The 26,468-nt window shown below is 72.1% G+C and carries 27 protein-coding genes and 1 tRNA gene; 14 read left to right on the forward strand and 14 right to left on the reverse strand.

The window, feature by feature from the left end:
- Positions 1–176 precede the first annotated feature (176 nt).
- Entirely contained in the window at positions 177–545 is a 369-nt protein-coding gene (locus ACFY2L_RS19270; RefSeq protein WP_390822895.1) for a VOC family protein, read from the reverse strand.
- Between the two features lie 133 nt (positions 546–678).
- On the opposite strand from ACFY2L_RS19270, the gene ACFY2L_RS19275 reads away from it, so the two are divergent.
- Positions 679–1,500 (forward strand): helix-turn-helix domain-containing protein, encoded by an 822-nt coding sequence (locus ACFY2L_RS19275; RefSeq protein WP_390822896.1) that lies wholly within the window; start codon positions 679–681, stop codon positions 1,498–1,500.
- 64 nt (positions 1,501–1,564) lie between these two features.
- Here the strand turns inward: ACFY2L_RS19275 and ACFY2L_RS19280 are convergent, their stop codons facing one another.
- Entirely contained in the window at positions 1,565–1,984 is a 420-nt protein-coding gene (locus tag ACFY2L_RS19280) for an arsenate reductase ArsC (RefSeq protein ID WP_390659879.1), read from the reverse strand.
- Positions 1,985–2,061: 77 nt separating this feature from the next.
- Here ACFY2L_RS19280 and ACFY2L_RS19285 point away from each other — a divergent pair, with 77 nt between their 5' ends.
- Positions 2,062–2,376 carry an ArsR/SmtB family transcription factor gene (locus ACFY2L_RS19285; RefSeq protein ID WP_390659878.1) on the forward strand — a complete coding sequence of 105 codons (315 nt, stop codon included), beginning with the start codon at positions 2,062–2,064 and terminating at the stop codon, positions 2,374–2,376.
- 36 nt (positions 2,377–2,412) lie between these two features.
- Positions 2,413–3,198 (forward strand): aquaporin, encoded by a 786-nt coding sequence (locus ACFY2L_RS19290; protein WP_390659877.1) that lies wholly within the window; start codon positions 2,413–2,415, stop codon positions 3,196–3,198.
- Positions 3,199–3,213: 15 nt separating this feature from the next.
- Here the strand turns inward: ACFY2L_RS19290 and ACFY2L_RS19295 are convergent, their stop codons facing one another.
- On the reverse strand, positions 3,214–3,582 hold the full coding sequence (locus tag ACFY2L_RS19295) for an ArsR/SmtB family transcription factor (protein WP_390659876.1): 369 nt from the start codon (positions 3,580–3,582) through the stop codon (positions 3,214–3,216).
- Positions 3,583–3,785: 203 nt separating this feature from the next.
- Between ACFY2L_RS19295 and ACFY2L_RS19300 the strand changes: the two genes are divergently transcribed.
- Both ACFY2L_RS19300 and ACFY2L_RS19305 read left to right on the forward strand, forming a co-directional pair.
- Positions 3,786–5,156, forward strand: coding sequence for an NAD(P)-binding domain-containing protein (locus tag ACFY2L_RS19300; RefSeq protein WP_390822897.1), 1,371 nt, complete (start codon positions 3,786–3,788; stop codon positions 5,154–5,156).
- 240 nt (positions 5,157–5,396) lie between these two features.
- The gene (locus ACFY2L_RS19305) at positions 5,397–5,735 is read left to right on the forward strand and encodes a YciI family protein (protein WP_390659874.1); all 339 of its coding nucleotides are present in this window, start codon (positions 5,397–5,399) and stop codon (positions 5,733–5,735) included.
- Between the two features lie 242 nt (positions 5,736–5,977).
- On the opposite strand, the gene ACFY2L_RS19310 is transcribed toward ACFY2L_RS19305, so the two are convergent.
- From ACFY2L_RS19310 to ACFY2L_RS19325, 4 genes are read right to left on the reverse strand one after another with little or no spacing between them, the layout of a single operon-like run.
- On the reverse strand, positions 5,978–7,156 hold the full coding sequence (locus tag ACFY2L_RS19310; RefSeq protein ID WP_390822898.1) for a tyrosine-type recombinase/integrase: 1,179 nt from the start codon (positions 7,154–7,156) through the stop codon (positions 5,978–5,980).
- On the reverse strand, positions 7,156–7,374 hold the full coding sequence (locus ACFY2L_RS19315) for an excisionase family DNA-binding protein (RefSeq protein ID WP_256920608.1): 219 nt from the start codon (positions 7,372–7,374) through the stop codon (positions 7,156–7,158). The genes ACFY2L_RS19310 and ACFY2L_RS19315 overlap by 1 nt, the downstream gene beginning before the upstream one ends.
- Positions 7,368–8,741: a replication initiator protein RepSA gene (repSA, locus tag ACFY2L_RS19320; RefSeq protein ID WP_390823194.1), complete on the reverse strand. Its 1,374-nt coding sequence runs from the start codon at positions 8,739–8,741 to the stop codon at positions 7,368–7,370. The genes ACFY2L_RS19315 and repSA overlap by 7 nt, the downstream gene beginning before the upstream one ends.
- Before the next feature lie 47 nt (positions 8,742–8,788).
- Positions 8,789–9,064, reverse strand: coding sequence for a hypothetical protein (locus tag ACFY2L_RS19325; RefSeq protein WP_390822899.1), 276 nt, complete (start codon positions 9,062–9,064; stop codon positions 8,789–8,791).
- A 240-nt stretch (positions 9,065–9,304) separates the two neighbouring features.
- Between ACFY2L_RS19325 and ACFY2L_RS19330 the strand changes: the two genes are divergently transcribed.
- Complete coding sequence (locus tag ACFY2L_RS19330) at positions 9,305–10,039, forward strand: GntR family transcriptional regulator (RefSeq protein WP_390822900.1); 735 nt, start codon at positions 9,305–9,307, stop codon at positions 10,037–10,039.
- Positions 10,040–10,533: 494 nt separating this feature from the next.
- A complete protein-coding gene (locus ACFY2L_RS19335) occupies positions 10,534–10,995 on the forward strand; it encodes a hypothetical protein (protein WP_390822901.1) in 462 nt (153 codons plus the stop codon).
- A gap of 120 nt (positions 10,996–11,115) precedes the next feature.
- Here ACFY2L_RS19335 and ACFY2L_RS19340 read toward each other — a convergent pair.
- A tRNA-Ser gene (locus ACFY2L_RS19340) sits at positions 11,116–11,202 on the reverse strand.
- 63 nt (positions 11,203–11,265) lie between these two features.
- On the reverse strand, positions 11,266–12,840 hold the full coding sequence (locus ACFY2L_RS19345; protein WP_390822902.1) for a S1C family serine protease: 1,575 nt from the start codon (positions 12,838–12,840) through the stop codon (positions 11,266–11,268).
- 257 nt (positions 12,841–13,097) lie between these two features.
- On the opposite strand from ACFY2L_RS19345, the gene ACFY2L_RS19350 reads away from it, so the two are divergent.
- The 3 genes from ACFY2L_RS19350 to ACFY2L_RS19360 all read left to right on the forward strand — a co-directional run bounded on the left by ACFY2L_RS19350 (position 13,098) and on the right by ACFY2L_RS19360 (position 16,097).
- Entirely contained in the window at positions 13,098–13,934 is an 837-nt protein-coding gene (locus tag ACFY2L_RS19350) for a glycerophosphodiester phosphodiesterase (RefSeq protein WP_390659872.1), read from the forward strand.
- A 294-nt stretch (positions 13,935–14,228) separates the two neighbouring features.
- On the forward strand, positions 14,229–14,867 hold the full coding sequence (locus ACFY2L_RS19355) for an ATP-binding protein (protein WP_390659871.1): 639 nt from the start codon (positions 14,229–14,231) through the stop codon (positions 14,865–14,867).
- A 240-nt stretch (positions 14,868–15,107) separates the two neighbouring features.
- Positions 15,108–16,097 carry a DUF5926 family protein gene (locus tag ACFY2L_RS19360; protein ID WP_390659870.1) on the forward strand — a complete coding sequence of 330 codons (990 nt, stop codon included), beginning with the start codon at positions 15,108–15,110 and terminating at the stop codon, positions 16,095–16,097.
- Positions 16,098–16,375: 278 nt separating this feature from the next.
- On the opposite strand, the gene ACFY2L_RS19365 is transcribed toward ACFY2L_RS19360, so the two are convergent.
- Both ACFY2L_RS19365 and ACFY2L_RS19370 read right to left on the reverse strand, forming a co-directional pair.
- On the reverse strand, positions 16,376–16,966 hold the full coding sequence (locus ACFY2L_RS19365) for a hypothetical protein (RefSeq protein ID WP_390659869.1): 591 nt from the start codon (positions 16,964–16,966) through the stop codon (positions 16,376–16,378).
- A 56-nt stretch (positions 16,967–17,022) separates the two neighbouring features.
- Entirely contained in the window at positions 17,023–17,688 is a 666-nt protein-coding gene (locus ACFY2L_RS19370; protein WP_390659868.1) for a bifunctional DNA primase/polymerase, read from the reverse strand.
- A 631-nt stretch (positions 17,689–18,319) separates the two neighbouring features.
- Between ACFY2L_RS19370 and ACFY2L_RS19375 the strand changes: the two genes are divergently transcribed.
- From ACFY2L_RS19375 to ACFY2L_RS19385, 3 genes are all read left to right on the forward strand, one after another.
- A complete protein-coding gene (locus ACFY2L_RS19375; protein ID WP_390659867.1) occupies positions 18,320–19,720 on the forward strand; it encodes a PP2C family protein-serine/threonine phosphatase in 1,401 nt (466 codons plus the stop codon).
- An 83-nt stretch (positions 19,721–19,803) separates the two neighbouring features.
- The gene (locus tag ACFY2L_RS19380) at positions 19,804–21,294 is read left to right on the forward strand and encodes an aminopeptidase P family protein (protein ID WP_390822903.1); all 1,491 of its coding nucleotides are present in this window, start codon (positions 19,804–19,806) and stop codon (positions 21,292–21,294) included.
- 64 nt (positions 21,295–21,358) lie between these two features.
- Complete coding sequence (locus ACFY2L_RS19385; RefSeq protein WP_390659865.1) at positions 21,359–22,735, forward strand: PLP-dependent aminotransferase family protein; 1,377 nt, start codon at positions 21,359–21,361, stop codon at positions 22,733–22,735.
- 211 nt (positions 22,736–22,946) lie between these two features.
- On the opposite strand, the gene ACFY2L_RS19390 is transcribed toward ACFY2L_RS19385, so the two are convergent.
- The 3 genes from ACFY2L_RS19390 to ACFY2L_RS19400 all read right to left on the reverse strand — a co-directional run bounded on the left by ACFY2L_RS19390 (position 22,947) and on the right by ACFY2L_RS19400 (position 25,291).
- On the reverse strand, positions 22,947–23,786 hold the full coding sequence (locus ACFY2L_RS19390; RefSeq protein ID WP_390659864.1) for a triphosphoribosyl-dephospho-CoA synthase: 840 nt from the start codon (positions 23,784–23,786) through the stop codon (positions 22,947–22,949).
- Between the two features lie 8 nt (positions 23,787–23,794).
- Positions 23,795–24,724, reverse strand: a complete 930-nt coding sequence (locus ACFY2L_RS19395) for an intradiol ring-cleavage dioxygenase (protein WP_390822904.1) — start codon at positions 24,722–24,724, stop codon at positions 23,795–23,797.
- 111 nt (positions 24,725–24,835) lie between these two features.
- Positions 24,836–25,291 carry an ATP-binding protein gene (locus tag ACFY2L_RS19400; RefSeq protein ID WP_390659862.1) on the reverse strand — a complete coding sequence of 152 codons (456 nt, stop codon included), beginning with the start codon at positions 25,289–25,291 and terminating at the stop codon, positions 24,836–24,838.
- Between the two features lie 253 nt (positions 25,292–25,544).
- Between ACFY2L_RS19400 and ACFY2L_RS19405 the strand changes: the two genes are divergently transcribed.
- Complete coding sequence (locus tag ACFY2L_RS19405) at positions 25,545–26,417, forward strand: hypothetical protein (RefSeq protein WP_390822905.1); 873 nt, start codon at positions 25,545–25,547, stop codon at positions 26,415–26,417.
- Positions 26,418–26,468 lie beyond the last annotated feature (51 nt).

The following is a 26,468-nucleotide window of genomic DNA, read 5'->3' on the forward strand; positions in this document are numbered from 1 at the left end:
CAGGCGGGGGACGTTCGCCCGCCCTCCGCGGCTTCCCCGGTTCGTGACGCCCCGGGCCCCACGCGCCGGTGCACCGCGCTGACGTCATGGACCGCCGCCCGGACGTGCTCGGGCGCGCTCTCGACCAGGACTCCTGGTGGACGCACGCCCCGTCCGCCGCTCCCTTCGCCAGGTCGTCAGCCGCCGGCGGCGATGCAGAACGGGTGGCCCTCGGGGTCGGTGAACACCACCCACTTGCCCTCACCGGGCTGGAACTCGGGCTTCGCCGCCCCGATGGCGAGCAGTTCGGCGGCGGCGCTCTCCAGGTCGGCGACGGCGAAGTCGAGGTGCATGTGCTTGCGGGCGTCGGGCCAGCCGGGCGCCTGGTAGCCCTCGACGCGCTGGAAGGCGATCTGGGTACGGCCGCCGGCGCCGCCGCCCAGGAAGACGTAGTCCTCGTCGCTGTAGGTGATGTCCCAGCCGGTGGCCTTCCTGTAGAACTCGGCGAGCGCGGCCGGATCCGCGCAGTCGATGACGACGGTGGTGAACTCCGCGAGAGCGGGCATGCCGAAGACCCCTTCGTGTGAGTGCTGTTGTCCTGCCGTAGTGGCTTCTCGGCCAGCTTGCCCGTGGCGGCGGGGCCCCGTCTTGAACATCCTTGCGCGGTGATTGTCAGACCCCCGGCGTAGCGTGCGAAGGGTGCTCGCAGCGACCGCTCTCGCCACCCGGCCCGACTTCAGCGTCACCGCCGTGACCTGCCGGGGCGACCACCCGCGCTGGTCGGAGGCCGAAGTGCGCGGGGACTACCGGGTGGTGCTCGTGCGCCGCGGCCGGTTCCGCAGGCGCGCGGCCGGAGCGGACGCGGACATCGACGCCACCATGGCCTATGTCGGCGTGCCGGGCGAGGAGGAGCGCTTCGCCCATCCCGCCGGGGGCGACGAGTGCACCTCCGTCAGCCTGACGCCGGCGCTCTGGCACACCATGGCCGGCGAGGCCGCCCGCCCGGCCGCCCGGGGCGTGTACGTCGACGCCCGCCTCGACCTCGCCCATCGCCGGCTCCTGGCGACCGCCCGGGCCGGGGACGTCGACTACGCGCTGGCGGAAGAACTGCTCGGACTCCTCGCCGCCGCCGTCGGCCAGGCCGTCTCCGGGACCGCGCCGCTCGGCGCGCCGGCCCCGGCGGGCGACGCCGCTCTCGTCACGGCGGCCCGCCAGGCGATCGCCGAAGACCACCCCGCCTCGGCCGGGCTGTTCCCGCTCGCCGAGGCGCTGGGCGTCTCGCCCTACCGTCTGAGCCGGTCCTTCGGCCGCGCGCTGGGAGTCTCGCTGACCCACTACCGCAACCGCGTCCGCGTCGGCCGCGCCCTCGACCGCCTGGAGGAGGGCGAGGACAGCCTCAGCGCCCTCGCCGCGGACCTCGGCTTCGCCGACCAGGCGCACCTGAGCCGGACCGTACGCCGGTACCTGGGCCACACCCCGACGGCACTGCGGCGCCTGCTCGCCCCGGGAACCCCTCACTGACCGCCGCCGGCGACGACGAGGTCCGGGTGGCTGCCCTCGCGCCCGCCGGTACCGGTCGCAGGGGTCAGCCGTCCCGCCGGGCGTCGATCTCGGCGATCAGGGCCTCGATACGGGTCCTGATCTCGTCGCGGATCGGACGGACGGCCTCGACGCCCTTGCCCGCCGGGTCCTCCAGGGCCCAGTCGAGGTACTTCTTGCCGGGGAAGACCGGGCAGGCGTCGCCGCAGCCCATGGTGATCACGTAGTCGGACGCCTGGACGGCTTCGGTGGTGAGGACCTTCGGCTGGGCCCCGGAGATGTCGACCCCGGCCTCCCGCATGGCCTCGACCGCGGCGGGGTTGACCCGGTCGCCCGGGACGGAACCGGCGGAGCGGACCTCGATCCGGTCGCCCGCGAGGTGGGCGAGGAACCCGGCGGCCATCTGCGAACGGCCGGCGTTGTGGACGCAGACGAACAGCACGGAGGCGAGCGGGCTGGAGGACATCGGTTCTTCCTTCGTCAGCGGAGCAGGAGATCACCTCAGACTGGTATCAGCCCAGAGTGATGTGACAGTATCAGCCCATGATGATGCCGGTCGACACTGATCTGCTGCGGGTCCTCGCGGACCCGCTCCGGCTCCGGATCGTCACCCTGCTGGCCAGGGAGACGCTGTGCAGCACGCACCTGATCGAGGAGACAGGGGCCCGGCAGACCAACCTCTCCAACCACCTGAAGGTGCTGCGGGAGGCCGGAGTCGTGGAGACCGAGCCGTGCGGCCGGTTCACCTACTACCGGCTCAGGCCCGACGTCATCGCCACCCTCGCGGGCCAGTTCGCCGACCTGGCGGAGACCGCGCGCACCACCGCCGAGAACGACGTCAAGCGGTCCTGCCCCTGATCCCCGCCACACCGGCGACCCCACCGAGGAGTCCTGTTGACCGCCACCGACGCCACCGAGCACGACAGATCCGGGAAGCCCGGGGCGACCCCGGCGACGGAACCTCAGCCCGCACCGGGCGCCACTCCGCCTCCGTCACCGCCCCTGGTCGCACGGGTAGCGGCCGAACTGGTCGGCACCGCCGCCCTGGTCGCGGTCGTGGTCGGCTCCGGCATCCAGGCCACCGAGCTGACCGAGGACGTCGGCCTGCAGCTGCTCGCCAACTCCACGGCCACGGTCTTCGGCCTGGGCGTCCTGATCACCCTCCTCGGGCCGGTCTCCGGCGCGCACTTCAACCCCGCCGTCACCCTCGCCGAGTGGTTCACCGCCCGCCGGGGCGGCGCCGGAGTCACCCTGCGCGAGGCGGCCGCGTACGTCCCCGCCCAGATCGCCGGGGCGGTCGCGGGCGCGGTCCTCGCCGACGCGATGTTCGGCGAGCCCCTGGTGAAGTGGTCCACCCACGACCGCTCGGCGGGCACCCTCCTGCTCGGCGAGACCGTCGCCACCGCCGGCCTGATCCTGCTGATCTTCGGCCTGGCCCGCACCGACCGGCTCCGCTTCGCCCCCGTCGCGGTCGCCTCCTACATCGGCGCCGCGTACTGGTTCACGTCTTCGACGTCCTTCGCCAATCCGGCAGTGACGATCGGCCGCGCCTTCACCGACACGTTCGCCGGCATCGCCCCCGCGTCGGTCGCCGGGTTCATCGGCGCCCAACTCGTCGGGGCGGCGACAGGCCTGGCCCTGGTCGCGTTGATCTTCCTGCCCGCCCGGCCGGCCGAATAACACGGTCAGGCCGGATCAGCCGACGATCCTCAGCATCTGCCCCATCGCCGCGACCACCGAAGGCTCCACCCGGTAGTACACCCACGTGCCGCGCCGCTCGGAGGTGAGGAGACCGGCCTCCCTGAGCTTCTTCAGGTGGTGGGAGACGGTCGGCTGGGAGACGCCGACGTCGGAGATGTCGCACACGCAGGCCTCGCCGCCCTCGTGCGAGGCGACCAAGGAGAACAGCCGCAGGCGGACGGGGTCACCGAGGGCCTTGAACATCGCGGCGGTCCGCTCGGCCTCCTCGGCCGTCAGCGGGCGCTCGGTGAGCGGCGGGCAGCACGGCACGACACCCTCGGCGACCTCGGGGTCCAGCAGCGGCAACGCCTTGATGTTCGACATGCGTCTATGTTGACACATGTCGAACCAGACAGGGAGGGCCCCGAGGAGGCCCAGGATCACCGGCGAGCCCCTCCACCCGGCAATGCCGACGCGCCGCGCCCCTCCCTGTTTCGACGAATGTCTATGTTGACGTCCATCGATGCAAGTGTCATGCTGGGCCGCGTAAGACATCGACAAACGTCGAAACAAGCAAGGGAGTCACCGTGAACGCGCCTGCCCCCACCGAGCTGCCCGTCGTCGTGGTCGGAGCTGGTCCCGCCGGCCTCGCCGCCGCCGCCCACCTCGTCGACCAGGGCCTGGAGCCCTTGGTCCTGGAGACCGGACCGGCCGCCGGGGCGGCGGTGCGGGAGTGGTCGCACGTCAAGCTGTTCTCCACGTGGGGCGAGGTGGTCGACCCGGTCGCCGAGAAGCTGCTCGCTCCGGCCGGCTGGACCAAGCCCGACCCGGCGACGTACCCGTCCGGCGGCGACTGGGTGGCGCAGTACCTCGAGCCTCTGGCCGACCTCCTCGGGGAGCGCGTCCGCTTCGGCGCGACCGTCACCGGTGTGTCCCGGAGCGGTCGTGACCGCATCGTCGACGCCGACCGCGAGACCCAGCCCTTCGTCGTGCACGTCCACCACGCCGGCGGCCGCGAGGAACGGATCTTCGCCCGTGCGGTGATCGACGCGTCCGGCACCTGGACCACGCCCTCGCCGGCCGGTGCGAGCGGGCTTCCGGCACTCGGCGAGAAGTCGGCGGCCGACCGGGTCACCTACCGCGTCCCCGACCTCCAGGACCCCGCCGTCCGGGCCCGCCACGCCGGCCGGCGAACCGCCGTCATCGGCTCCGGCGCCTCCGCCTTCACCGCGCTCGCCTACCTCGCCGACCTCGCCAGGACCGAGGCGGGCACCGGCACGAAGGCGGTGTGGATCCTGCGCCGTGGCATCTCCGGTTCCACCTTCGGCGGCGGTACGGCCGACCAGCTTCCCGCCCGCGGTGCCCTGGGCCTGGCGGCGAAGGCGGCGGTCGACGACGGGTACGCCGACGCGGTCACGGGCTTTCGTACCGAGGCGATCGAGCGCGACGGCAGCGGCCGGCTGGTCCTGGTCGCCGAGGACGGCCGGCGGCTGGAACCGGTGGACGAGGTCATCGTGCTGACCGGGTTCCGCCCGGACCTGTCCTTCCTGTCCGAGGTACGTCTCCACCTCGACGAGCGCCTCCAGGCCCCGGTCGAGCTGGCGCCGCTGATCGACCCCAACCAGCACTCGTGCGGCACCGTCTACCCGCACGGCCACCGCGAGCTGTCCCACCCTGAGCAGGGCATCTACCTGGTCGGGATGAAGTCCTACGGCCGCGCCCCGACGTTCCTGGCGATGACCGGCTACGAGCAGGTCCGCTCCGTCGCCTCCGCCATCGCGGGCGACCTGGAATCCGCCGACCGCGTCGAGCTCACCCTCCCGGAAACGGGAGTCTGCGGCGGCGCGGGTCTCTTCGACGAACCGGACGACGCCGAGCAGTCCGGCGGGTGCTGTGCGGCCCCCGCCACCCTCCGGATCGGCATCGGCGCCCCTGCCGGCGCGTCCGGCGGCTGCTGAAGCTCCTGCCCGGGCTCCGCACCCGCACGGGCGGGGCCGCGGCCGTCCCACCCTGCCCGACGCGCCATCAGCTCCCGGAGCCGTGATCACCCGCCCCTGAGCAACTCCGGCCCGAATCCGCTCCACCGGCCTCTCGTCGAAGGCGGGGCGGGTCGACCGATGAGAAGCTGCCGTGGGATCCGTCCGAGCTGGAGCATCGGAGAGGCGGCCGGGTGGTCGCCGAACAAGGAGGCGAGAACGATGGCGCGGTACCTGATCTCGTTCGACGACGGATCGATGGACTTCCCCGAGGAGGACCTCCCGGCGGTCGAGGAGGCAGCCCGCCGGGTGGTCCAGGAGGCCAAGGAGGCAGGTGTCTGGATCTTCGGCGCCGGAGTGGAGCGTCAGCAGGCGAGCGTCGTGGCCACCGACGGCACGGTCACGGACGGACCGTTCCCCGAGACCAAGGCGGTCGTCGGCGGCTTCGCGATCATCGAGGTCCCGTCGCGTGAGGACGCGCTGATGTGGGCTGCGAAGCTCGCCGGGGCGTGCCGGTGCGCACAGGAGGTGCGCGAGATCATGTACGACCCGGAGAGCTGAGCCACCGGTCCGGACCAGAGGTCGCGCCCCGTCCGTGCCCGGCCTGCCGGGGAACCGCGGTGCACACCGGTGCCGGGCGGGCACCTCGCCATACGACGGCCCCTGACCGAATGACCTGGTCAGGGGCCGTCCTCACTGCTCACCACGCGGAGACGGTGGGATTTGAACCCACGGTGACATCGCTGCCACGACGGTTTTCAAGATCTCTCGCCGATCGGGCGGGCGGGACGCTCCGCAGCAGGTCAGACGGGTACGAGCACCCCGGCGGACCCGTCGTCATCCTCCTCGTGCCCGCTACGTGCCCCAGGCTCGTGATCGTGCCCGCTGAGCCAGGAGTCGGCCGCTTCGGCGACCTGGTCGTCGCGACCGGCGACGGGCTGGGCGTAGTGCCGGGTGGTGACGCTCGCGTTCGAGTGGCCGAGTCGATGGGCGGCGGTCATGACGCCGTACCGGTCGGCGACCCAAGTGCCGTGCGAGGCCCGGAGGTCATGCGGGGTCACGTCGGTCAGCCCGGCCGCTGAGACGGCGGGGTCGAAGTAGGCCTTGCGCCACTGGTTGTAGCGCAGCGGCTTGCCGCCCGGGGTCGTGAACAGGAGCGCGTCATCCCCGCCGGGCAGAGTCTCCAGGTGCCGGCCGAGCTGCTTCGCCAGCGACGGGCCGACGCGTAGAAGCCGCTTCTGATGGGACTTCGGGGTGTCGAAGACCAAGGTGCCGTTGGCTTCGGCGAGGTTCTCGTCGACCAGGACGAAGCCGCCGGACACGTCGATGTCCGCGCGCCGGAGGGCGAACGCCTCGCCGACTCGCAGGCCCGCGTACGCGAGGAGCGCGATCAGCAGGTCGTGAGGCTTGGCCGCACTCCGCACCATCCGGGAGGCTTCGAGCGGGGTCAGGATGTGCGGCTCGGTCTGCGGCATCCGAGGCAGCTTGACGCCCCGGCAGGGGGTCTGCGGGATCATGTCGTTGTCGACGGCGGCCCGCATGACCTGGGACAGGACGCGGTACGCCTGCCGGATCCGCGAAGCGCTGAGCCCCTTGGTCTTCATCCCGCCGACCCACTCGGCAACCGTGATCGGCCGCAGGCTGGACAGCTCACGGTCCCCGAGCGCGGGGTCGATCAGCGAGTTGATCAGAGACCGGTACGACGCCTGTGTCTTGTGCTTGAGCTGTGGGGAAACGGCTGCGAGCCACCGGGCCGCCCAGTCTCGTACGGTCGTCTGCCCCTCGGCGGGGTCCAGCCAGTGCCCTTCTTCGATCTCGATGCGCTTCCGAGCTAGCCAGCGGTCAGCGTCCGTCGAGGTGGCGAACGTCCGATCTGCAGGGCGGAGGACCCCATCGGGCCCCGGGTACCGCGCTTGGAAGCGACCGGAGGGGAGCTTGCGGACCCGGCCGAAGGCACGGCGGGACTTGCGCTTGCCAGCCATCAGGCAGCCCTCCTGAGCGCGTTGGGCCGCAAGGCGATCGGCTGCACGGTGTTCTCGGCCACGTACGCCTCCAGAGCCCATTCAGGGATCCGCACGTGTCGGCCGACCTTCACGAAGGTGATGCGACGCTCTTCAACAAGCCGACGGGGGAACCTCACGCCGGTACCGAGCCGGTCGGCGACTTCTTGCACGCTCAGCAGTCGATCCACACTCACCACTCCCCCTCAGCCTCAAGATCAGAAATGTCGGCCAGGGCTTCACGGGCCGTCTCTCGGTTCAGTCGGATCTCCTTTGCGATCGATGCGGCGAGCCAGGATTCGCCGGGGGTGTGGCCGTGCCCGGCGTAGGACCAGTGGGCGACGACGAGCGTGGAGCCCTCCGTGTCGGCGGAGTCCTCGGGCAGGCCCCGTTCCCGACGCTCCTGGCGGGCGCGGAAGTCGGCGCGGACCTGGCGACGTTCGGCGAAGGTCGAGGAGTACCGGCGGGACTTGGTGAGGAAGTGGCCACGGAAGCCGAGCATGTGGGCCCAGGCCCAGAGCTTGCGGTCCGGGTACTCCCGGTCAAGGGCATGACAGGCTCGAATCAGGCGCCGGGTGTGGTCGGGAAGTTCGGGCCGCTTGTCGAGCTCGGAGAGCTCCCCGACGCGTCGGTCCACGGTGCCGGTGGACTCGGCAGCCTTGGTGGCGTACTTCGCGACGTACGCGGCCACGGCCTGTTCGGTCAGCTCCTGGCCGTCGGTGCCGATGGCGCGTACGTCGACCTGGGCGCCCCAGCGCAGGACGCGCGCCGGGAGGTCACCGGCAGGCGCGACCGGGACAGAGACACGGGCGGCGGCATCGCGGATGGCGTCGCCGAGCAGCGCCGTACTGGCCCACTCGGACGGGGTGTCGTCGGGACCGGCCGGACCGTCCAGGCGCACGATGGCATGGAAGTGAATAGCCCCGCGCTTCTGGAACTCGGCGACCTTGCCAAAGGAGATCCGGCAGACCTCCCGGAGCACGCTCTGAGTGATCCCGGCACGGGCGGCGATCTCCCGGCGGAGGTAGATCGTGAACCGGCGCCAGAGGTCACCGGCGTGGTTGTTCCAGAGGACGGCCCCGGCGTAGTCGTACGTGGCCGGGTCGAGGGCCGTACCGAGTTCGGGGGCGTCCTCGGAGTGGGCGACACCGCAGCGGCAGCGGCCGTTCTCGGGACGGTTGTGGACCGGCCCGAAGGAGGGGGCGGTGAGCGTGGCGAACACACCGGGATGGACGCGTACGCCGTCCGGGATACCCATCCGCGAATCCCCGGTGAGCCCGGCGCGTATCAGGTGGTACGCGTCTCCCGCGTACGTCCAGGCGCAGGAAGGGCAACGGGAGGCCCGCCGGTTGCCGCAGGCGACCCGCAGACGTCCGCCCGGCTCCTCGGCCGTGGAGTACGAGTAGAGGACATCCCCGGTCCGGGCGTCACGGGTGACCGTCGTACCGGAGAGGTGGATCGGATCCGAGCAGCCACCCGTACGGCGTACCTGATCGCGCCACCGGTCGAACCCGGGAGCCGAAGCGACCCGCAGCAGATCGGCCAGAGTCACGGGGTCGGTGCCCATGGTGGCCGCAGCACCGGCGACGGCCGCAGGGGCGACGGGGAAGACCGTCACTCGACCACCCCCGGAGCGTCGACGATCTCGACCTCCAGGACCTTCGCGCCGCCGCAGTCGGGGCAGTAGAGCTGGAATCCGGTGGTGTCGTAGCCGCTGCCCGCGCAGGCCGGGCACTCCAGCCACTCGGTGGTGCCGAAGGCCGTACGGCAGGCGTTCTTGTCCTGGCAGCGCGTCTTGCCGCACACCGCGCAGCTACGGGTCGTACGCCGAACGATCCTCGGCGCTGAGACCCCGGTCTGTCGGCCGGGGTGGATCAGCGAGACAGGCATGATGGAGGCTCCCTTGGAAGAGGGGTAGGGCGGCGCATCTGCTTGGCGGTAGGGGCGCCGCCCTTCTTCAGGGAGTGTTCACCTCCCTAGGGAGATTGAAACCAAACCTCCCTAGGGATGTCAACGAGACCTGCGGATGACAGGTGGGTTGGGGAAGTGATCGGGTACGCGTTCGTGCGACCGGAAGGGGGTGGCAGGTAGGCTGACCACCCTAGGGAGCATCGACAAGTGGGAGAGACAATGCCCGAGACTGCGCGGCAGATCGCCGACGATCTCCGGGCGCGGATCGAGTCCGGTGAGCTACGGCCGGGCGATCGGTTGCCCGGTGAACCCTCGTTGGTGAAGACGTACGGCGTCGCCAAGATGACCGCGAACCAGGCGCTGAAGATCCTCGTGAGCGAGGGCCTGGCGGTCGCGCGGCCGGGATCCGGAACCTACGTAAGGGAGTTCAGGCCGATCCGCCGGGTCGCGAACGATCGCCTCTCCAAGACGCGCCGAGACGCAGGGCAGTCCATCTGGTCGGCCGATGTCGCCCAACGCCCCCTGGTCACCGACGTCCAGGTCTACGAGGCCGAGGCCCCGCGCCAGATCGGCCGGTTGCTCAACCTGGAACCCGGCGCGGCCGTCATCGTGCGGAGTCGGAAGTTCGTCGTCGAGGACCGCCCTGTGCAGATCGCGACGTCGTATCTCCCGGCGGACCTGGTACGGGACACGGCGATCGCCCAGCCGAACACGGGTCCCGGAGGCAGCTACGCGCGCCTGGCCGAGCTGGGCGCGGAACCCGTGCTCTTCTCCGAGGAGTTGCGGGCGCGGATGCCGAGCGAGGAGGAGCGCACCGCCCTGGCCCTCGCGGCCGGCACTCCGGTCCTGGAGATCTGCCGCCCCGCCTTCACCGAGGACGAGCGCCCCGTAGAGGTCAACCAGATGCTCTTGGACGCCGGTTCGTACGTCCTGGAGTACCGCCTGAGCAGCTGAGCTGTTACAGGAATCCCTACCTCATCAAGCACCCGTCGTCGCTCCGCTCCTCCGGGCGGGCGCGGGCCGCCGTCCGCGCCCGCGCTCATGTCTCCGCCCCGCTCGGCACGGCCGACGGCCCGCTCCCGCCCAAGAGGTAGGCACACGGGCATGAGGTCAGAACAAGCCTCCGGCGGGGGATCGGTCGACGCCGGGATGGAGGGGGCGCCGTTCCCGAGTGCGGGCTCGTTGTGGCGTGTGTGGGGAGCTCCCATCCCGTTCACCGTCGACCCAGGCAAAGCCGAGCAGACGTGGCCCCTGGCGTCCAGGTCGTTCGTACAGTGGCGCGCTCCACCTGGACGCCAGGAACCACGCCCGCTCCACGGTGTGTGGGTCGACGGCAAACGGGATGGGAGCTGGGGTGCGTAGCCGGGTTGCGGAGGGCCGACGCAGACCTGTCTCACTGTGGATCAACAGCCGTGCAAGTACCTTTGACCACCGGCCGAAGGAGAAGCGTGAAGTACGCAGTCGTGGAGAAGCAGGGGCAAGGCACCTACTGGCATGACCCCAGCCCCTATATCGCCAAGCTGTCCGAGATCCTTCCGGCGCTGCCGCCCGGGGCACGAGCCTTTGCTTCGCATCCCGAGCACTACGACTTCTCGGCGCCGCGCTGCGTGAAGGATCTCAAACCCCAAGAGCTGCCTTCAGCTGCTGATGGCCAGGGTCAGTACGAGCTTCGATTCACCTGGTCGGGGGGCGAGAGCGACGTGCTCACCATCCGCTACATGGGCGTCAGCAGCGTTCAAATCACGTCTGACGACGGCGGTCCTGTCGAGTTGTCGGACTACAACAGCGTCCGCCTGGACGAAGTCCTTCCGCACGAGGCCGGATGCAGCCATGAGCTAAGGCTGACGACCGGAACCGTGCGGATCGAGTGCGCGGACCTCACAGCGAGCTGGGCGCCGATCAGCAGCTAACGAGGCGTGCCCCTTCCGTGCCCGATCAAGCGGGCAATGTCGGGGAACGACGGTTACTCACAGGCAGAGACCACAGGAACGGCCCCCGACCGATTCACCTGGTCAGAGGCCGTTCACGTGCGGAGACGGTGGGATTTGAACCCACGGTGACATCGCTGCCACGACGGTTTTCAAGACCGTTCCCTTAGGCCGCTCGGGCACGTCTCCCCGCGCCGTCGTTGATCGGCGGCGCGGGGACAAGAGTAACGGGTGGGCAGGCGCGTGTGCGGGTCAGTTGTCGCCGGTGCGGGAGCCGAGGGTGAGCTCGACGGTGTGGGTCTTGCCGTCGCGCTCGTAGGTGATGGTGACCTTGTCGCCGGGCTGGTGGGTCCAGATCTCGCCGATGAGGGTGGGGCCGGAGTCGATCACGGTGTCGTCGAGCTTGGTGATGACGTCGCCGGGCTTGAGGCCGGCCTGGGCGGCGGGGCCGCCCGACTCGACCGCGGAGGAGCCGCCCGAGCCCTGGTCGGTGATCTTCGCGCCGCCCGAGGAGTCCTCCAGGGAGACGGACGCGCCGATCTTCGCGTACACCGGCTCACCGGTCTTGATCAGCTGCTGGGCGACGTACTTGGCCTGGTTGATCGGGATGGCGAAGCCGAGGCCGATCGAGCCGGACTGCGAGGTGCCGCCCAGGCCGCCGCTGCCGGTGGACTGGATCGCGGAGTTGATTCCGATCACATTGCCCTGGGCGTCGAGGAGCGGGCCGCCGGAGTTGCCCGGGTTGATCGACGCGTCGGTCTGCAGGGCGCTCATGTAGGAGGAGGAGCTGCCGCTGCCGTCCGAGGACGCCACCGGGCGGTTCTTGGCGCTGATGATGCCCGTCGTCACCGTGTTGGAGAGGCCGAAGGGGGCCCCGATGGCGATCGTCGAGTCGCCGACCGCCACCTTGTCCGAGTCGCCCAGGGTGAGCGGCTTGAGGTCCGACGGGGCGTTCTTCAGCTTGATGACCGCCACGTCGTAGCCCTGGGCGTGGCCGACGACCTCGGCGTTGTACTTCTTGCCGTCGGGGAAGGTGGCCGTCACCTTGCCGCCGTCGACGGCGTCCGCGACGACGTGGTTGTTGGTGACGATGTGGCCCTGGGTGTCGAAGACGAATCCGGTGCCGGTGCCGCCCTCGCCGTTGCTGGACTCGGCCTCGATGGTGACCGTGCTGGGCAGGGCCGCCGCGGCGACCCCGGCGACGGTGCCCGCGTCCCGCTTGACGGCGCCGCCGCTGGTGGAGGCGGAGACGGTCGTGGAGCCGCTGTTGTCGTCGTTCTTGGCGAGGGTGTAGCCGAGGCCGCCGCCCAGGCCGCCCGCGACCAGCGCGGCGACGAGGACCGCGGCGACGAGCCCGCCCCGGCCGCGGCCGGACTTGGGCGCGGGCTGCTGGTAGGAGGCGCCCCAGGCCGGGCCACCGACACCGCCCACGCCACCGGCTCCGCCCGCGCCCACGGCACCGCCGTCGCCGTACGCGTGCGCGCCGGCGCCGGCATCGGCGTAGAGGGGAGTGGTCGGGGGGTTCTGCCAGCCGTCCGCCGGGGCGGCGGCCGGAACGTGCTGCGCGGCGGCCGCAGCGGCGGGGGCCGGCCACTCGCCCTCGGCCGCCGCGGGGGCGGCCTGGGGTGCGGTCGGCGGGGGCCAGTCGCCCGCCGGGGCGGCCGGGGCCGCGGGCGGGGTCTGCGGAAGGGGTGTGGTGGGCGCGCCGGCGTCCGGCGCGGGCGTCTGCGGGGCGGCGGCCGAGGCAGTCTCCACCGGCACGGGGGGTGCGGACGGCGCCGGGGGAACCGGGGTGCCCTCGTTGGTGCCCTCGTTCTCGGTGCTCACAGCTCTTCTCCTCGATCCACGGCTGTTGTCGTCGGTCGCACTAGGTCTCGCCCGTTCACGCTTGTCGTCGACCCGGCGCGGCGGTAGCTGTGCGTGTGCTTTTGTACTGCTCAGCTTTTCCCACGGGCCGTCAGAGCACCATAAGCGGTGCCTGTGGGTCCATGGGCATTCTTTATAAGGGACGTTTAGTGCACTAAGCAGGCATCCCCGAAACATCTCAGACTGTTCTCAGATGGTTCCGGTGGCACCATGACGCGGTGACCCACGTACGCCAGCACCACATTCAAGTCGTCGCTCACCGCGGAGCCTCCGAGGAGGCCCCCGAGCACACCCTGGCCGCGTACAAGAAGGCGATCGAGGACGGTGCGGACGCCCTCGAGTGCGATGTACGGCTGACCGCGGACGGACATCTCGTCTGCGTGCACGACCGACGCGTCAACCGTACGTCCAACGGCCGCGGTGCCGTCTCCGCCCTGGAGCTCGCCGATCTCGCCGCGCTGGACTTCGGCTCCTGGAAGACCAGAGAGGCACGCGAGGCCTGGCACGCGCGCGTGGAGGACCCGGACTGGGAGGTCCGGCCCGAGGACCGCGAGGAGACGTCCGTCCTGACGCTGGAGCGGCTGCTGGAGCTGGTGTCCGACGCGGGCCGCCGGGTGGAGCTGGCCGTCGAGACCAAGCATCCGACCCGCTGGGCCGGGCAGGTGGAGGAGCGGCTGCTGGCCCTCCTGAAGCGGTTCGGCCTGGACGCGCCGGCCTCGGCGGCCGAGTCGCCGGTGCGCGTCATGAGCTTCTCCGCGCGCTCGCTGCACCGCGTGCACGCGGCGGCGCCGACGCTGCCGACGGTCTATCTCACGCAGTTCGTCTCGCCCAGGCTGCGCGACGGACGGCTGCCTGTCGGGGTGGGGATCGCGGGCCCCTCGATCCGGATCGTGCGCAACCATCCGCTGTACGTCGAGCGGCTGAAGAAGTCCGGTCACCAGGTGCACGTGTGGACGGTGAACGAACCGGAGGACGTGGACGCCTGTGTCGAGCTGGGCGTCGACGCGATCATCACCAACCGGCCGCGCGCCGTGCTGCACCGGCTGGGCCGATGACGTCAACCGCGTCCCCGCGCGGTGCGTCCCCGTACGGTGCGTCCCCGTACGGTGCGTCCCCGTGCGGCACGTCAGCCGCGCGGCACGGCGCCGGACGGCCCGTCGCCGTGCGTCGTGCGGGACACAGCGCGGCTTGAACCTCCCCACAGGTCACTCACACCTCACAGATACCTCACGTCCCCTTGACCCCACGCCAACCCTCCCGCATCCTCCAAATCGGCCACTCCGACGAATTTCAGCCATGTGCTCACGGGGAGTGCTCCGGCGTGTTCGCTCCGTGTTCGATCGTTGCGAATGCGTCTGAGGACATGGATTGGCCGGTTTCCGGTACAGGCCAATGGGGCATCCACACCGTGGCGTGGGGCGAAGGAGGTCTCGGGGGTGGCGTTGGTGGTGGCACAGGAGGTGCCCACGTCGTCGAGCATGGCCGTACCCCATGGCCCTGCGGGCGTGGGGGAGGCAAGACACCGCATGCGCGATCAATTGCGCAGGGGCGGGGTGTCGGAAGCGGTCATCGACGATGCCGTACTGATCCTTTCCGAACTTTTGAGCAACGCGTGCAAACACGGCAGACCTCTGGGCGACGCCCTCGCCGGGGACGGTGACGTCCGCGCCGCGTGGCGGGTCGATCCGGGCGGCCGGCTGGTCGTCGAGGTGACCGACGGCGGCGGCCCGACCCGTCCGTCACCGGCCACCCCCTCCGTCACCGCGCACGGCGGCCGCGGGCTGAACATCATCACGGCCCTGTCCGACGACTGGGGCGTGCGGGACGACGTCCACGGCGAGGTCACGGTGTGGGTCCTGGTCCACGCGGACGTCTACGACCCCGACGCCGGCTGCCGGCGCGACGACTTCGCCTCCCGGGTCGCGGCCCCCGCGGTGGCGTCGATGCCCGGACTGGACTTCGCCGACGCGTTCGACGACCTGGACTAGGACCCGTGCGGAAGTGGCGCCTGCCGCGCGGCGCCCGGCACGCTCCCCCGCGGCCCTGAAGGCGCGGGAGGCGGCCCCGCTCGCCGCACCGCCTCCGGGCGGCGGCGCCACTTTCGCAGCAGCCACCGGCCGGCACCCGGCCGGGACAACCGCCGCGTTGTCCACAGGTTCCCGTGGTCGCGGGTACGAGCGGCTAGGCTCCCGCCCGTACCAGACGAGCCGTACCCGGGAGACACCCAGATGGCCAAGAAGCGACCCCAGACGAAGGCCGGCAGGCCGCAGACCACGGGCGGTGCCCGCGCCGCAGGCACCGATGTGGACGTTCCGGTCGTCGGTGCCCGGGAGCCCTGCCCCTGCGGCAGCGGCCGCCGCTACAAGGCCTGTCACGGCCGGGCCGCCGCGCATGCCGTGACCGAGCTGGTGCAGCGTCCCTTCGAGGGCCTGCCGGGCGAGTGCGACTGGGTGGCGCTGCGCGAGCTGGTGCCGGCCGCCACGGTCGAGCTGACGCTGAAGGACGGCCTGCCCGAGGGCGTCCCCTCCGTCACGCTCGCCACGGTCCTGCCGATGGCCTGGCCGGCCCTGCGCCGCGACGACGGCTCCGTGCTGCTCGGCCTGCAGAACGACACGCCGTCCGGCGACATCAGCCGTGACCTGGCGGACACGCTCCAGCGGGCCCTGGAGGCGGACCCGGGTACTCCGGTGCAGGCCAGGCGTGCCCCCGCGGGCGGCCCTCGGATGCAGGATCTGCTCGACGCCGAAGGCGCGTTCGAGCCAGTTGTGCACGACGGTTTCGAGTTCTGGGTTCCGGACCCGGAGAACGCCTCGCCGGAGGTGGCCGCCTCCCTGGAGCGGGCCAACGCGGCGGCGATCCCGACCGTGAAGCTGACCGGTGTGGACGCCGCGTACTGGTGCGAGACGCCGGACAAGAACCATCTGCGGTGGGTCATGCCGCACCCGGAGGAGCGGCTTCTGGACGCACTCGCGCGGCTGCACGCGGCAGGCCGTTCCAGCCTCGGTGAGGGCACGCGCCTGGTGGGCTCCTTCCGGGCGCACGGCCTGACGGTGCCGGTCTGGGACCTGCCGAGCGGGGTCTCCGCGGACGACGTGGAGAAGCCGGCCGCCGAGTTCGCCGAGCGTCTCGCCGCGGCCCTCGCATCCGACGCCCCGCTCACCGCCGAGGAGCGTCGCGCGCGCGGCGGGCTCACCAACCGCCAGGTGACGCTCAGCTGAGACACGGGCACGGCCCGGGGTCCGGCTGACCGGTCGGTCAGCCGGACCCCGCGGACGGCGGGCGTGACTCCGCTCACAACTCCCGTGCACGCAAGGTGAGTCGGAGCCAGAAAACGCCGATCAGCGGGTGTCCGAAAGCCCGATGAAAACAAGAGATCGAATTTGCTTGGAGCCGATCTCTTGTTACCGTTCCAATAGCCCGGTTGCTGGTGCATCCCCCGTCGCCAGCAACCGGGTCTTTCCATGTCCGGCCGACCCGGGCAGCACCGGGCAGCGCGTCAACTGCCGTCGCCCGTAGCGGAGTTGCTACCGGAGCGCAGCAGCAGCGGCCGCTCGCCCGCCGCCCCCTCGACCGTCGAGAACTCGGCGATCGCGGTGTACGCGTCCAGCGCCCCCCGTGTCCGCTCACGGGGCGTCTCACAGGTGTCCGGCTCGTCCTCGGCGTCCACGGCGCAGCGCATCTGCACCGTGCGCTCCCCGGGCCCCATGAGGCTCAGGACGGCCTCCAGGGCGCGTCCCGTGGCGTTGCGGTAGTAGGTGCGCGCCCAGGTGTCCTGCCCCTGGGTCAGCACACAGGTCTGGGCCTCGACGCCTTCGGGGGAGCTCAGTTCGGGACCGCACCGGACGGCGGTGGCCAGACCGAGGCCGAGCAGCCCGGGAGCGGGGGACGGCGCGGCGGAGGGCGCCTTCGGATCCGTACCGTCACCGGCGGACGTGAGGGAGCGCGTGACCGGTGGCCCCTCGCCTCCGGCCGGCCCCGCGGACGCCATGGCCAGGGGAAGGACGAGCGCGCAGGCCACGGCTCCGCCGAGGGGGAGGAGACGAACCCATCGGGGGTCTGGGGGCGGCCCCCCGGAAGGAAGCTGCATACTGCGGAAGATAAGGGGCGAACGCGGGCCTCCCGACCGGCGCGCGCCCGACACCCCTACAACTCGGGCGCGCTCACACCCGTACGAGTGAGGGCGTCGACGACGGCGTCCACCACCGCCTCGACGTCGGGCACCCACGGGGCGGCCGAACCGGGCAGCGGGGCGCGTTCCCACCGGATGTCGCCGCGGCCGGTCTCGGACGGGGGCAGGGCGAGGTAGCCGCCCTCGCCGTGGAAGCGCAGGGAGCCGGGGACGAAGTCCTTGGCGTACAGCAGTTCGCCCAACTGCTCCATGGTGTAGGGCCGTACGAGGATCGCCCAGCGTGTGGGCGAGGCGACGACCGGGCCGAGCCGCATGCCCTGCCGGTCCAGCGCCACGAGCGCGCGGGACGCCGCGAGGGCGGGGAGGCTGACGGCGCAGGGGGCCGTGCCCCCGGTGGCCAGGACGATCGGCGCGGCCGGGCGGTTGCCCCACCACCAGCGGATCATGCGTTCGTCGGTGGTGGCCGCGAGGAGGCCGGGGTCGAAGGGATGAGCGCCGGGCATCACGCACTCCGGGTCGGGGCAGCCGCAGCGGGACGTGCTCCGCTGGTCCGCCGTCACACCCGGGAGAACGGGCCACTGCCATTCCGTCGCGAAGGTCAGGGCCGAGTCGACCAACTCAGACCCCTTGTCGCTGCGCTGGGACAGGAGCCTGCGTCGCCTTCCGAGGATCTCGCGCATGAGCGCTCGTTCCTTTCCGTTGCACCGCTGGCAACACCGTGGGCCACATCACACCATGTGTCGATCACTTCACTGGGCGTACCTGTTGGCGCATCACACCCCTGTCCGCGACAAGGGGAACCCCTGGGGGCCGAGTACCGGCCGCTTCCGCGGCCGCTCCGCCGACTTGCGTCCATCAAAAGGCTGGGCGTGGCGCGGGGTGGCGAAGTCTGGCGTTTTGCCGCCCGCTGTATTTCTCTCCGCCTCCGCCACGGGAGGATGGGGCACGGTCGTCGGTGGCTATGACGCCCGGATCGGTCACCAGGTTCCGGGTGGCTCCCGACGACCCCTGGTCCTTACCGAGTACGTACCCATCACGACCGCTGTGACGCTCCGTGGAGCAAGGCCAGTCGACCGCAAACAACCGTAACCCGAGTCAGTTTTAAGCCAATTTTGCGAATCCACAAGGGGGTCGGACGAAGGAGGTCGGATTCCCCCCGAAGGCCTCGCGGACACCACTAATCCCAGCAGGACAATGCTGGACATCCCCTTACGAGTGCGTGTAGATGTGGAGACACTGCTGGCGGCGCAGATTGACATGGGGGTTTGCGATGCTTTTGAGCAATAGGCGCCGGTCCGAGAGCCGGACGCCATGAACGCCCCTCACGCTCCGAAAGTGGCCGGAATCGATTCAACGGTTCCCTCGCCCGCACACACTGTCGCGCCCGCGCCCGCCTCCCCGGGGGCCCCACCGGCCGCCACGGCCTCCTCCGGCCCGGGAGCCCTCCTGACGGACCGGCTCGCCGGCTGGGTCTCGGACCTCACGACCCTGCACGAACTGACCGAACGCCTGGCCCGCACTAACGCACTGCCCGAGGCCCTGACCGAACTGCTGCGCGCCGGAGCCGCCCTCGTGGGCGCCCGGCGCGGTCTCGTCGTACTGGAACCGGCCGACGGCCTCGGTCCCGACACCACGATCGGCCTCGGCCTCGGCCGCGCGGATCTCGGCCACATCGAGACCGTGCCGCGCAGCGCCCTCTCCTACGGCCGGATCCTCGACGGGCTGCCCGGCGGCGAGGGCGAGATCGCCGAACCCGACCTGTTCGCCGAGGACGGACTCGACCCCCGCCACCGCGAGGTCGCCGCCCGCCTCGGCTACGCCGCCAGCTACGCCCTGCCGCTGGTCGCCGAGGCCTCCGACGGCCGCGTCGGCGCGGCCGTCTGGCTCTACGACGAGCCCGCCGAGCCGGGCGAACGCCAGCGCCACCTGGTCGGCCTGTACGCCCGCACCGCCGCCGAGCACCTGTCCCGGCTCCTCGAGGTCGAGCGCACGCGGGCGTCCATGGCGACGATGACCGAGGAACTGCTGCCGTCCCGGCTGCCGAGGGTGCCCGGCGTCCAGCTCGCGGCCCGGCACCGTACCGGCCCGCGCGGCGGCGGCGACTGGTACGACGCGCTGCCGCTGCCGGACGCGGCCCTCGGACTGGCGGTCGGGTCGGTCACCGGCTCGGGCCCCAGCGCGATCGCCGCGATGGGCCGGCTGCGCGCCTCCCTGCGGGCGTACGCCGTGATGGAGGGCGAGGACCCGGTCGCGGTCCTGTCCGACCTGGAGCTGCTGCTGCGGCTGACCGAGCCGGCCCGCTCCGCGACCGCCCTGTTCGCCTACTGCGAGCCCGCCCTGCGCAAGATCACCCTGGCCGGGGCCGGGCACTGCCCGCCGCTGCTGGTGGGCGAGCGGCGCACGGAGTTCGTGGAGACCTCCGTCTCCGCGCCGCTGGGCATGCTGGCCTGCTGGGAGGCGCCGAGCGTGGAGCTGGAGCCCGAACCCGGAGAGACGGTTCTGCTCTACACCGACGGGCTGCTGCACCGCACCGGCGACCCCGTCGACCGCGCCTTCGCCCGGCTGCACGCCGCGGCCGCGGGGGTGCCGAGGGCGCTGCGCCACGACCCGGGCGCGATCGCCGACCACGTGCTGCGCACGGTCCTGCCGGACGGGTCGGCCGAGCAGCACGGCGAGGAGGACGTGGTACTGCTGGCGGCGCGCTTCGAGTGAACGGCGGGTGACAGGACCTTCGCCCCTGGGCCCCCTTACGTACGACCGTACGATGGAGGGGGTCCAGTGCCGTATCGAGGAGGATGACCGTGGCCGACGAGCTCACCCCGGCAGTGTCCGATTCCGCTGCTGACGCAGCGGGCCCGGACGAGACCGAGGAGCCCATCAAGCAGCGCAAGAACGGCCTGTACCCGGGCGTGTCCGACGAGCTGGCCGAGAACATGAAGTCCGGCTGGGCCGACACCGAGCTGCGCGACCTGGAGCCGATCGCCCAGGCCGCCCGGACCGCCGCCCGCCGCGCCGCGCTCTCCGCCCGCTTCCCGGGCGAGCGCCTGGTCATCCCCGCCGGCAACCTGAAGGTCCGCTCGAACGACACGGACTACCCCTTCCGCGCGTCCGTCGAGTACGCCTACCTCACCGGCAACCAGACCGAGGACGGCGTCCTCGTCCTGGAGCCCGAGGGCGAGGGCCACACCGCGACGATCTACCTCCTGCCGCGCTCCGACCGGGAGAACGGCGAGTTCTGGCTGTCGGGCCAGGGCGAGCTGTGGGTCGGCCGCCGCCACTCCCTCACCGAGGCGGAGAAGCTGTACGGCATCCCCGCCGCCGACGTGCGCGAACTCGCCGACCGGCTGCGCGAGGCCACGGGCCCGGTGCGTGTCGTGCGCGGGCACGACGCCGGCATCGAGGCGGCCCTGACCGACAAGGTCACCGCCGAGCGCGACGAGGAACTGCGGGTCTTCCTCTCCGAGGCGCGGCTGGTCAAGGACGAGTTCGAGATCGGCGAGCTGCAGAAGGCCGTCGACTCGACGGTCCGCGGCTTCGAGGACGTGGTGAAGGTCCTCGACAAGGCCGAGGCCACCTCCGAGCGGTACATCGAGGGCACGTTCTTCCTCCGCGCGCGGGTCGAGGGCAACGACGTCGGCTACGGCACCATCGCCGCCGCCGGCCCGCACGCGTGCACGCTGCACTGGGTGCGCAACGACGGCCCGGTCCGCTCCGGCGACCTGCTCCTGCTGGACGCGGGCGTCGAGACGCACACGTACTACACCGCGGACGTCACGCGCACCCTGCCGGTCAGCGGCCGCTTCAGCGAGATCCAGAAGAAGATCTACGACGCGGTGTACGAGGCCCAGGAGGCCGGTATCGCGGCCGTCAGGCCGGGCGCCAAGTACCGCGACTTCCACGACGCCGCGCAGCACGTGCTCGCGGAGAAGCTCGTCGAGTGGGGACTGGTCGAGGGGCCGGTGGAGCGGGTGCTGGAGCTGGGCCTGCAGCGCCGCTGGACACTGCACGGCACCGGTCACATGCTCGGCATGGACGTCCACGACTGCGCCGCCGCGCGCGTGGAGTCGTACGTCGACGGCACGCTGGAGCCCGGCATGGTGCTGACCGTCGAGCCGGGGCTGTACTTCCAGGCCGACGACCTGACCGTGCCCGAGGAGTACCGGGGCATCGGCGTCCGGATCGAGGACGACATCCTCGTGACGGAGGACGGCAACCGGAACCTGTCGGACGGGCTGCCGCGCCGCTCCGACGAGGTCGAGGCGTGGATGGCTTCGCTCAAGGGCTGAGGGTTCGAGCCGATGGCCGGGTACTGCTGAGTGCCCGGCCGTTCACATGTCTAGGGGGGACTTCGTGAACGACTTCTGGTCCGGTGTCGGTGTCGGTCTGCGTCTCGAACCCGATACCGGCGAAGGACGGCGGGCCGGGCTGGAGCGGGCGCTGCGGGACGCGGTGCGGGAGGGGCGGCTGGCGCCCGGGACACGGCTGCCGGCCACCCGGCGGCTCGCGGTCGAGACCGGCATCTCGCGCAACACCGTGAAGGCCGCCTACGACCAGCTCGTCGCCGAGGGCTACCTCACCGCCCGGCAGGGGTCGGGGACCCGGGTCGCCTCGCTGAGCTCCGCCGGCACCGAACCGCCGGAGGCCGTCACCCGTGCGCGTGAGCCTCGCTTCGACCTGCGGCCCGGCAGCCCGGACGTCGGCGCGTTCCCGGCGGCGGCCTGGCTGCGGGCGCTGCGCCGCGCCATCGCCACCGCGCCCTCCCTGGCGTACGACTACGGCGACCCGCGCGGCCGCATCGAGCTGCGCACGGCGCTGTCCGGGTACCTGGGGCGGGCCCGGGGCGTGGTCGCGCCGCCGGAGCGGATCGTGATCACCTCCGGCTATGTGCAGGGGCTGGCGCTGCTCACCCGCGTCCTGGAGGGTGGCGAGGTCGCGATGGAGGACCCGGGGCTGCCGTTCCACCGGGAGGTCGTGCGGCGCAACGGCGGGACCGTCGTGCCCGTGGGCGTGGACGAGAAGGGGGTGCGCGTCGCGGAACTGGGGGGCGCGGGGGCCGTGGTGGTCACACCGGCGCACCAGTACCCGACGGGAGTCACCCTCCACCCCGAGCGGCGACGGGCGCTGACGGACTGGGCACGCGCGCGTGAGGGGCTGATCGTCGAGGACGACTACGACGGGGAGTTCCGCTACGACCGGCAGCCCGTCGGCGCGCTGCAGGGCATGGCCCCGGGGCAGGTCGTCTACCTGGGCACGGCCTCCAAGACCCTCGGGCCCGCGCTGCGGCTCGGCTGGATGGTGCTGCCGCCGCATCTGGTCGACGCGGTCGCCGACGCCAAGCTGCACAGCGACCACCACACCGAGTCGATCGGGCAGCTCGCCCTCACCGAACTCATCGACAGCCACGCCTACGACCGTCACGTACGCGCGTGCCGACTGCGCTACCGGCGCCGGCGTGACCTGCTGCTGGACCGGCTGGGCGCGCGCCGGGGCGTGCGCGGGATCGCGGCGGGGCTGCACGCGCTGGTGGAGGTCGGCGACGAGGCGGAGGTGCTGGCGCGCGCGGCGGCGGAGGGACTGGCGGTCGGACGCCTCGGGGAGCACTGGCACGGACCCGACGGGGACGGCGGAGAACGCCTTCAAGGACTGGTCGTCGGCTACGGAACCCCCCGTGAGCGGGTGTATCCGGATGCGCTGGAGGTACTGGCGAAGGTACTGAAGGAAAGCTGACCCACCGCTCACCGAGGCGCCCCGGCACCCCGCAGCCGTACCCCGGGACCAGTCCGGGCGGAGGCAACCCCACACCGCAGCTGCGGGCAGTCGTGCCGCTGGGGCCGGCACGGGTGGGCGCAGCGGCACCCCGCAAGCGCGGGCGAGCGACACCCACCCGGCCCCAGCCCTCACGCCGGGCACCCGTCACGCCACCGGACCGGGCCCCCGCTCACGCCACCCGCGCGGCTCCCGCGCCGACGACCGGCAGGGAGTCCACGAACAGCGCCCCCGCCAGCAACCCCGCACTCCCCCGCGGACTCCACGCCCGCTCGTGCAGATCCGCGTCGAGGGCGGCGAGCGCCTCGCGGCCGGCCGCCGTGGCGGTGCCGCCCGCCTCCAGGACGCCGCGGGCGCCCGCCTGCACGTGCCGCAGGCCCAAGGGCCCGGCCGTGTAGAGGAGTTCGGAGTCCTGGAGGGTGGACATCACGGTGAGCAGGGCGTCCAGCCTCGCCTCCGCCTCGCCCGCCCCGGCCGAGCGCGCCCTGGCCAGGGCGTCCAGGGCCCGCCGTACGTGCGGGAACCCGGCGCGGGCCTCGCCCCGGGCGCCCGCGGCGCCGTACTTGGCGGAGACCGTCGAGCCGCGGGACGGCCGCCGCGGGGCGCCCCGGTCGGGGTGCGCGGCGATCCGCTTGGCGGCCTGGGCGACCTCGGCGCCCCGCGCGCGCGGGTTGAGCGCGGCCGCCGCGACCAGCAGGCCGAGTGTCCACAGCGCGCCCCGGTGTCCGCCGCCGGCCAGGCCCACCGAGTGCTCGGTGCACCGTCCGATCGCGCCGAGTTCGGCGCGCAGCCGGGGCGTGGGTTCGCCGGTGCGGCGGGCGGCGGCGGCCATCGCCGCAAGGCCCGGTGCGAGCGCCTTGGCCGACCAGCGCAGCCCGCAGTGGTCTCTGCGGGTGACGCGGGCGTCCAGGTCACGGGGGTCGGGCAGGCCCGGCTTGGGAGCCAGGGCCAGCTGACCGGTCAGCGCGGTCACGGCGGCCTGCGCGAGCACGTCGTCCTCACGGCGCGTCATGAACGCGCCTACGAGGACGCGGAAGCCGTGGGCGCGTCGCTCGGCGGGGTGCCCGTCGGCGCGTCGCCCGGGGGAGTGCCGCCGTCGCCGCCCCCGCTGCCGCCGCCCGCGCCGGTGTTCTCGGCGTCCGGGTCGATGCCGAGGGTGAGGGAACCCTTGTAGCCCTGGGACGGGTCGGCCTTGTGGACGGCCTTGAGGGTCAGCAGACCGCTGGAGGCGCCGCCGCCGTCGTAGACCATGTCGTTGTCGAGGGTGGTGTAGCTGCCGGAGTGCCGGGAGTAGGGCTCCAGGGCGAAGATCTCCTCGGCGACGGCGTCGTCGAAGAAGAGCTGGCCGGTGTAGTTGACCTTGCCGCCCTCGTAGGTGCCGTCCTCCTTCTCGCCGCCGGTGTGCACCTTGACGTGGATGTGGCAGGTGCGGGGCGTGTACCAGCCGGGGAAGATCGTCTCGAACTTGACGACCCCGTTGGCGTTGGCGATCTGGTAGCCGCGCAGGTAGGTGCTGTCGTCGGCGGTGGAGCCGTCCTCGCTCTCGGCGGGGGCCGAGCCGCCGGGGTTGGCGGTGGTGTAGCCGGAGTAGTAGCCCCAGGCGTCGCAGTGCCAGATCTCGACGGCGGCGCCCTTGACCGGGGTGCAGCCGTCGGTGGCGTCGACGACGGTGAGGCGCAGGGTCAGCGGTACGCCGCTCTTGCCCTCGGTGATGTCCTTGCGCACCAAGGCACCGTCGAGGTAGTAGGGCCCTTCCGTGACACTGCTCATCAGCGTCATGCACGCGCTGGCGGTCGAGGTGGCGTCCGCGGTCGCCCCGGCCTCCGCGCTGGTGTCGGCGAACGCCGACTGGTAGCCCGCCACGGCGAGTCCGCCGGCCGCGACCGTCCCGCCCGTCACCGCGAGGGCGCGGCGCCGGGTGATCCTGGTGTCCTTGTGGTTTCCCGTCATGACCAGGAAGTTAGGAACGCCGCCCATCAACGGGCTGGAAGAACGCTGAGAGGAAGCTGTGAGTGCTGAGGAACCTGAAGTTCCTTGCCGCTCAGTGTTCCTGACTGAGCGTCATACCGCCATCAGCGGGGCGTCCTTGCGCCACTTCAGGATCTTGTCGAAGCTGACCACCGCTCCGGCGCGCCCCGGCTTGTTGCCGATGTGGACGTGGTCGGCGAGCTCCTGGATGAGGAAGAGGCCCCGGCCCTGCTCGGCGTCGGTGCTCGTGCGCACCGGTACGGGGGCGGGTCGTTCGCCGGTGAAGCCGGGCCCCGAGTCGGCGACCTCGATACGGCACTTCTCGCCGTCGAGGTAGGCGGTGACCCGGTACGCCTCCGAGGAGCCGCCGTGCGCGGTGTCCCCGCCGTGCTCGACGGCGTTGGCACAGGCCTCGCTCAGGGCGACGGACAGGTCGTAGCTGACGTCGGGATCGACCCCGGCCGTCTCCATGGTGCCGAGCAGCAGACGGCGGGCGAGCGGAACGCTCGCGGCTTCGCGCCGCAGATGGAGTGACCACCAGATGCTCATGCTCCAGCCTCCTGGCCGCGGCTCGACATACCGATACGTATTGCCGCCCCGGCGGGTATGTAAGCGCGAATTCGACGTGATGCCGCCCATATGGGGGATGCACGGATGACCGGAATCGGTGTATGTGGGGCGCAGGAGGCATCAGCCGCACCAGTCTTACCAGAAGGGGATCTTCCGCATCGTAGGGAGGCGGACCGCATCTTGTGGACCTGCCGTACGGCGGCCGTCGGGCCAGTGCGATGATGAGCCCGCCATGACTGCCCCCCACCAGCGTGCGGCGCGCCCCCGAAGCGAGCGCTGCGGCGCGCGCTCCGGACGCGAGGTCCGACTGCTGCGGGCCGCGGTGTTCACCGCGGTCTGCGTCGTGCTGGCCGCGGCGGGGCACACCCTGGCCTCCTGCGCCACGGTTCCGCTGTGGACGCTCGGAGCCGGCTTCCTGGGCGCTCTGGCGGTCGTGCTGCCGCTCGCCGGGCGCGAGCGTTCGCTGCCGGGCGTCGTGGCGCTGCTCGCCGTCGGACAGACCGTGCTGCACACGCTGTTCGGGCTCGGACAGCACACCGCCGCCGCCTCCACCGCGGCCGCCCCGATGCCCGCGTCCGACGCCGCGCTCGTCGCGCGGGCGGCCCGGCTGGCCTGCGGGGCGACGGCGGCGGCGATCAGTCCCGCCCAGGCCCGGAAGATCCTGACCGACGCGCGGCTCCTCGACGACACCGGCGGTACGGACATGAGCGGGATGGGCGGCATGGGCTCCATGCACCATCCCGCGGACGCGCTGACCACCACCGGCTCGTCGATGTCCCTGCTGCCGTCCCTGCCCATGCTGCTCGGCCATCTCCTCGCGGCCCTCGCCGCGGGCTGGCTGCTGCGGCGCGGCGACTCGGCCCTGCGGCGGCTGATCGAGCTGTCGACGCACGGCGTCGCCGAGGGGGCGCTCGTACGGTCCCTGCGCGGGGCGCTCGGGCTGGTGCGTGCCCTGCTCGCGGGGCTGCCGGCCGCGCCGGAAGCGGGCCCGCACGCCCCGCGCACCGCCCTTCTCCCGCTCCCGTGTCCCCGGACCACCGCACTCCAGCACACGGTGATCAGACGCGGCCCGCCGGCCGTGGCCGTCCTCGTCCTCGCTGCCTGACACGACCCGACCAGCACTCCGCGCTCCGTACTCCGTACGTCACGTGGGAGG

It is taken from the genome of Streptomyces sp. NPDC001381 (assembly GCF_042895685.1).
GTDB lineage: Bacteria > Actinomycetota > Actinomycetes > Streptomycetales > Streptomycetaceae > Streptomyces.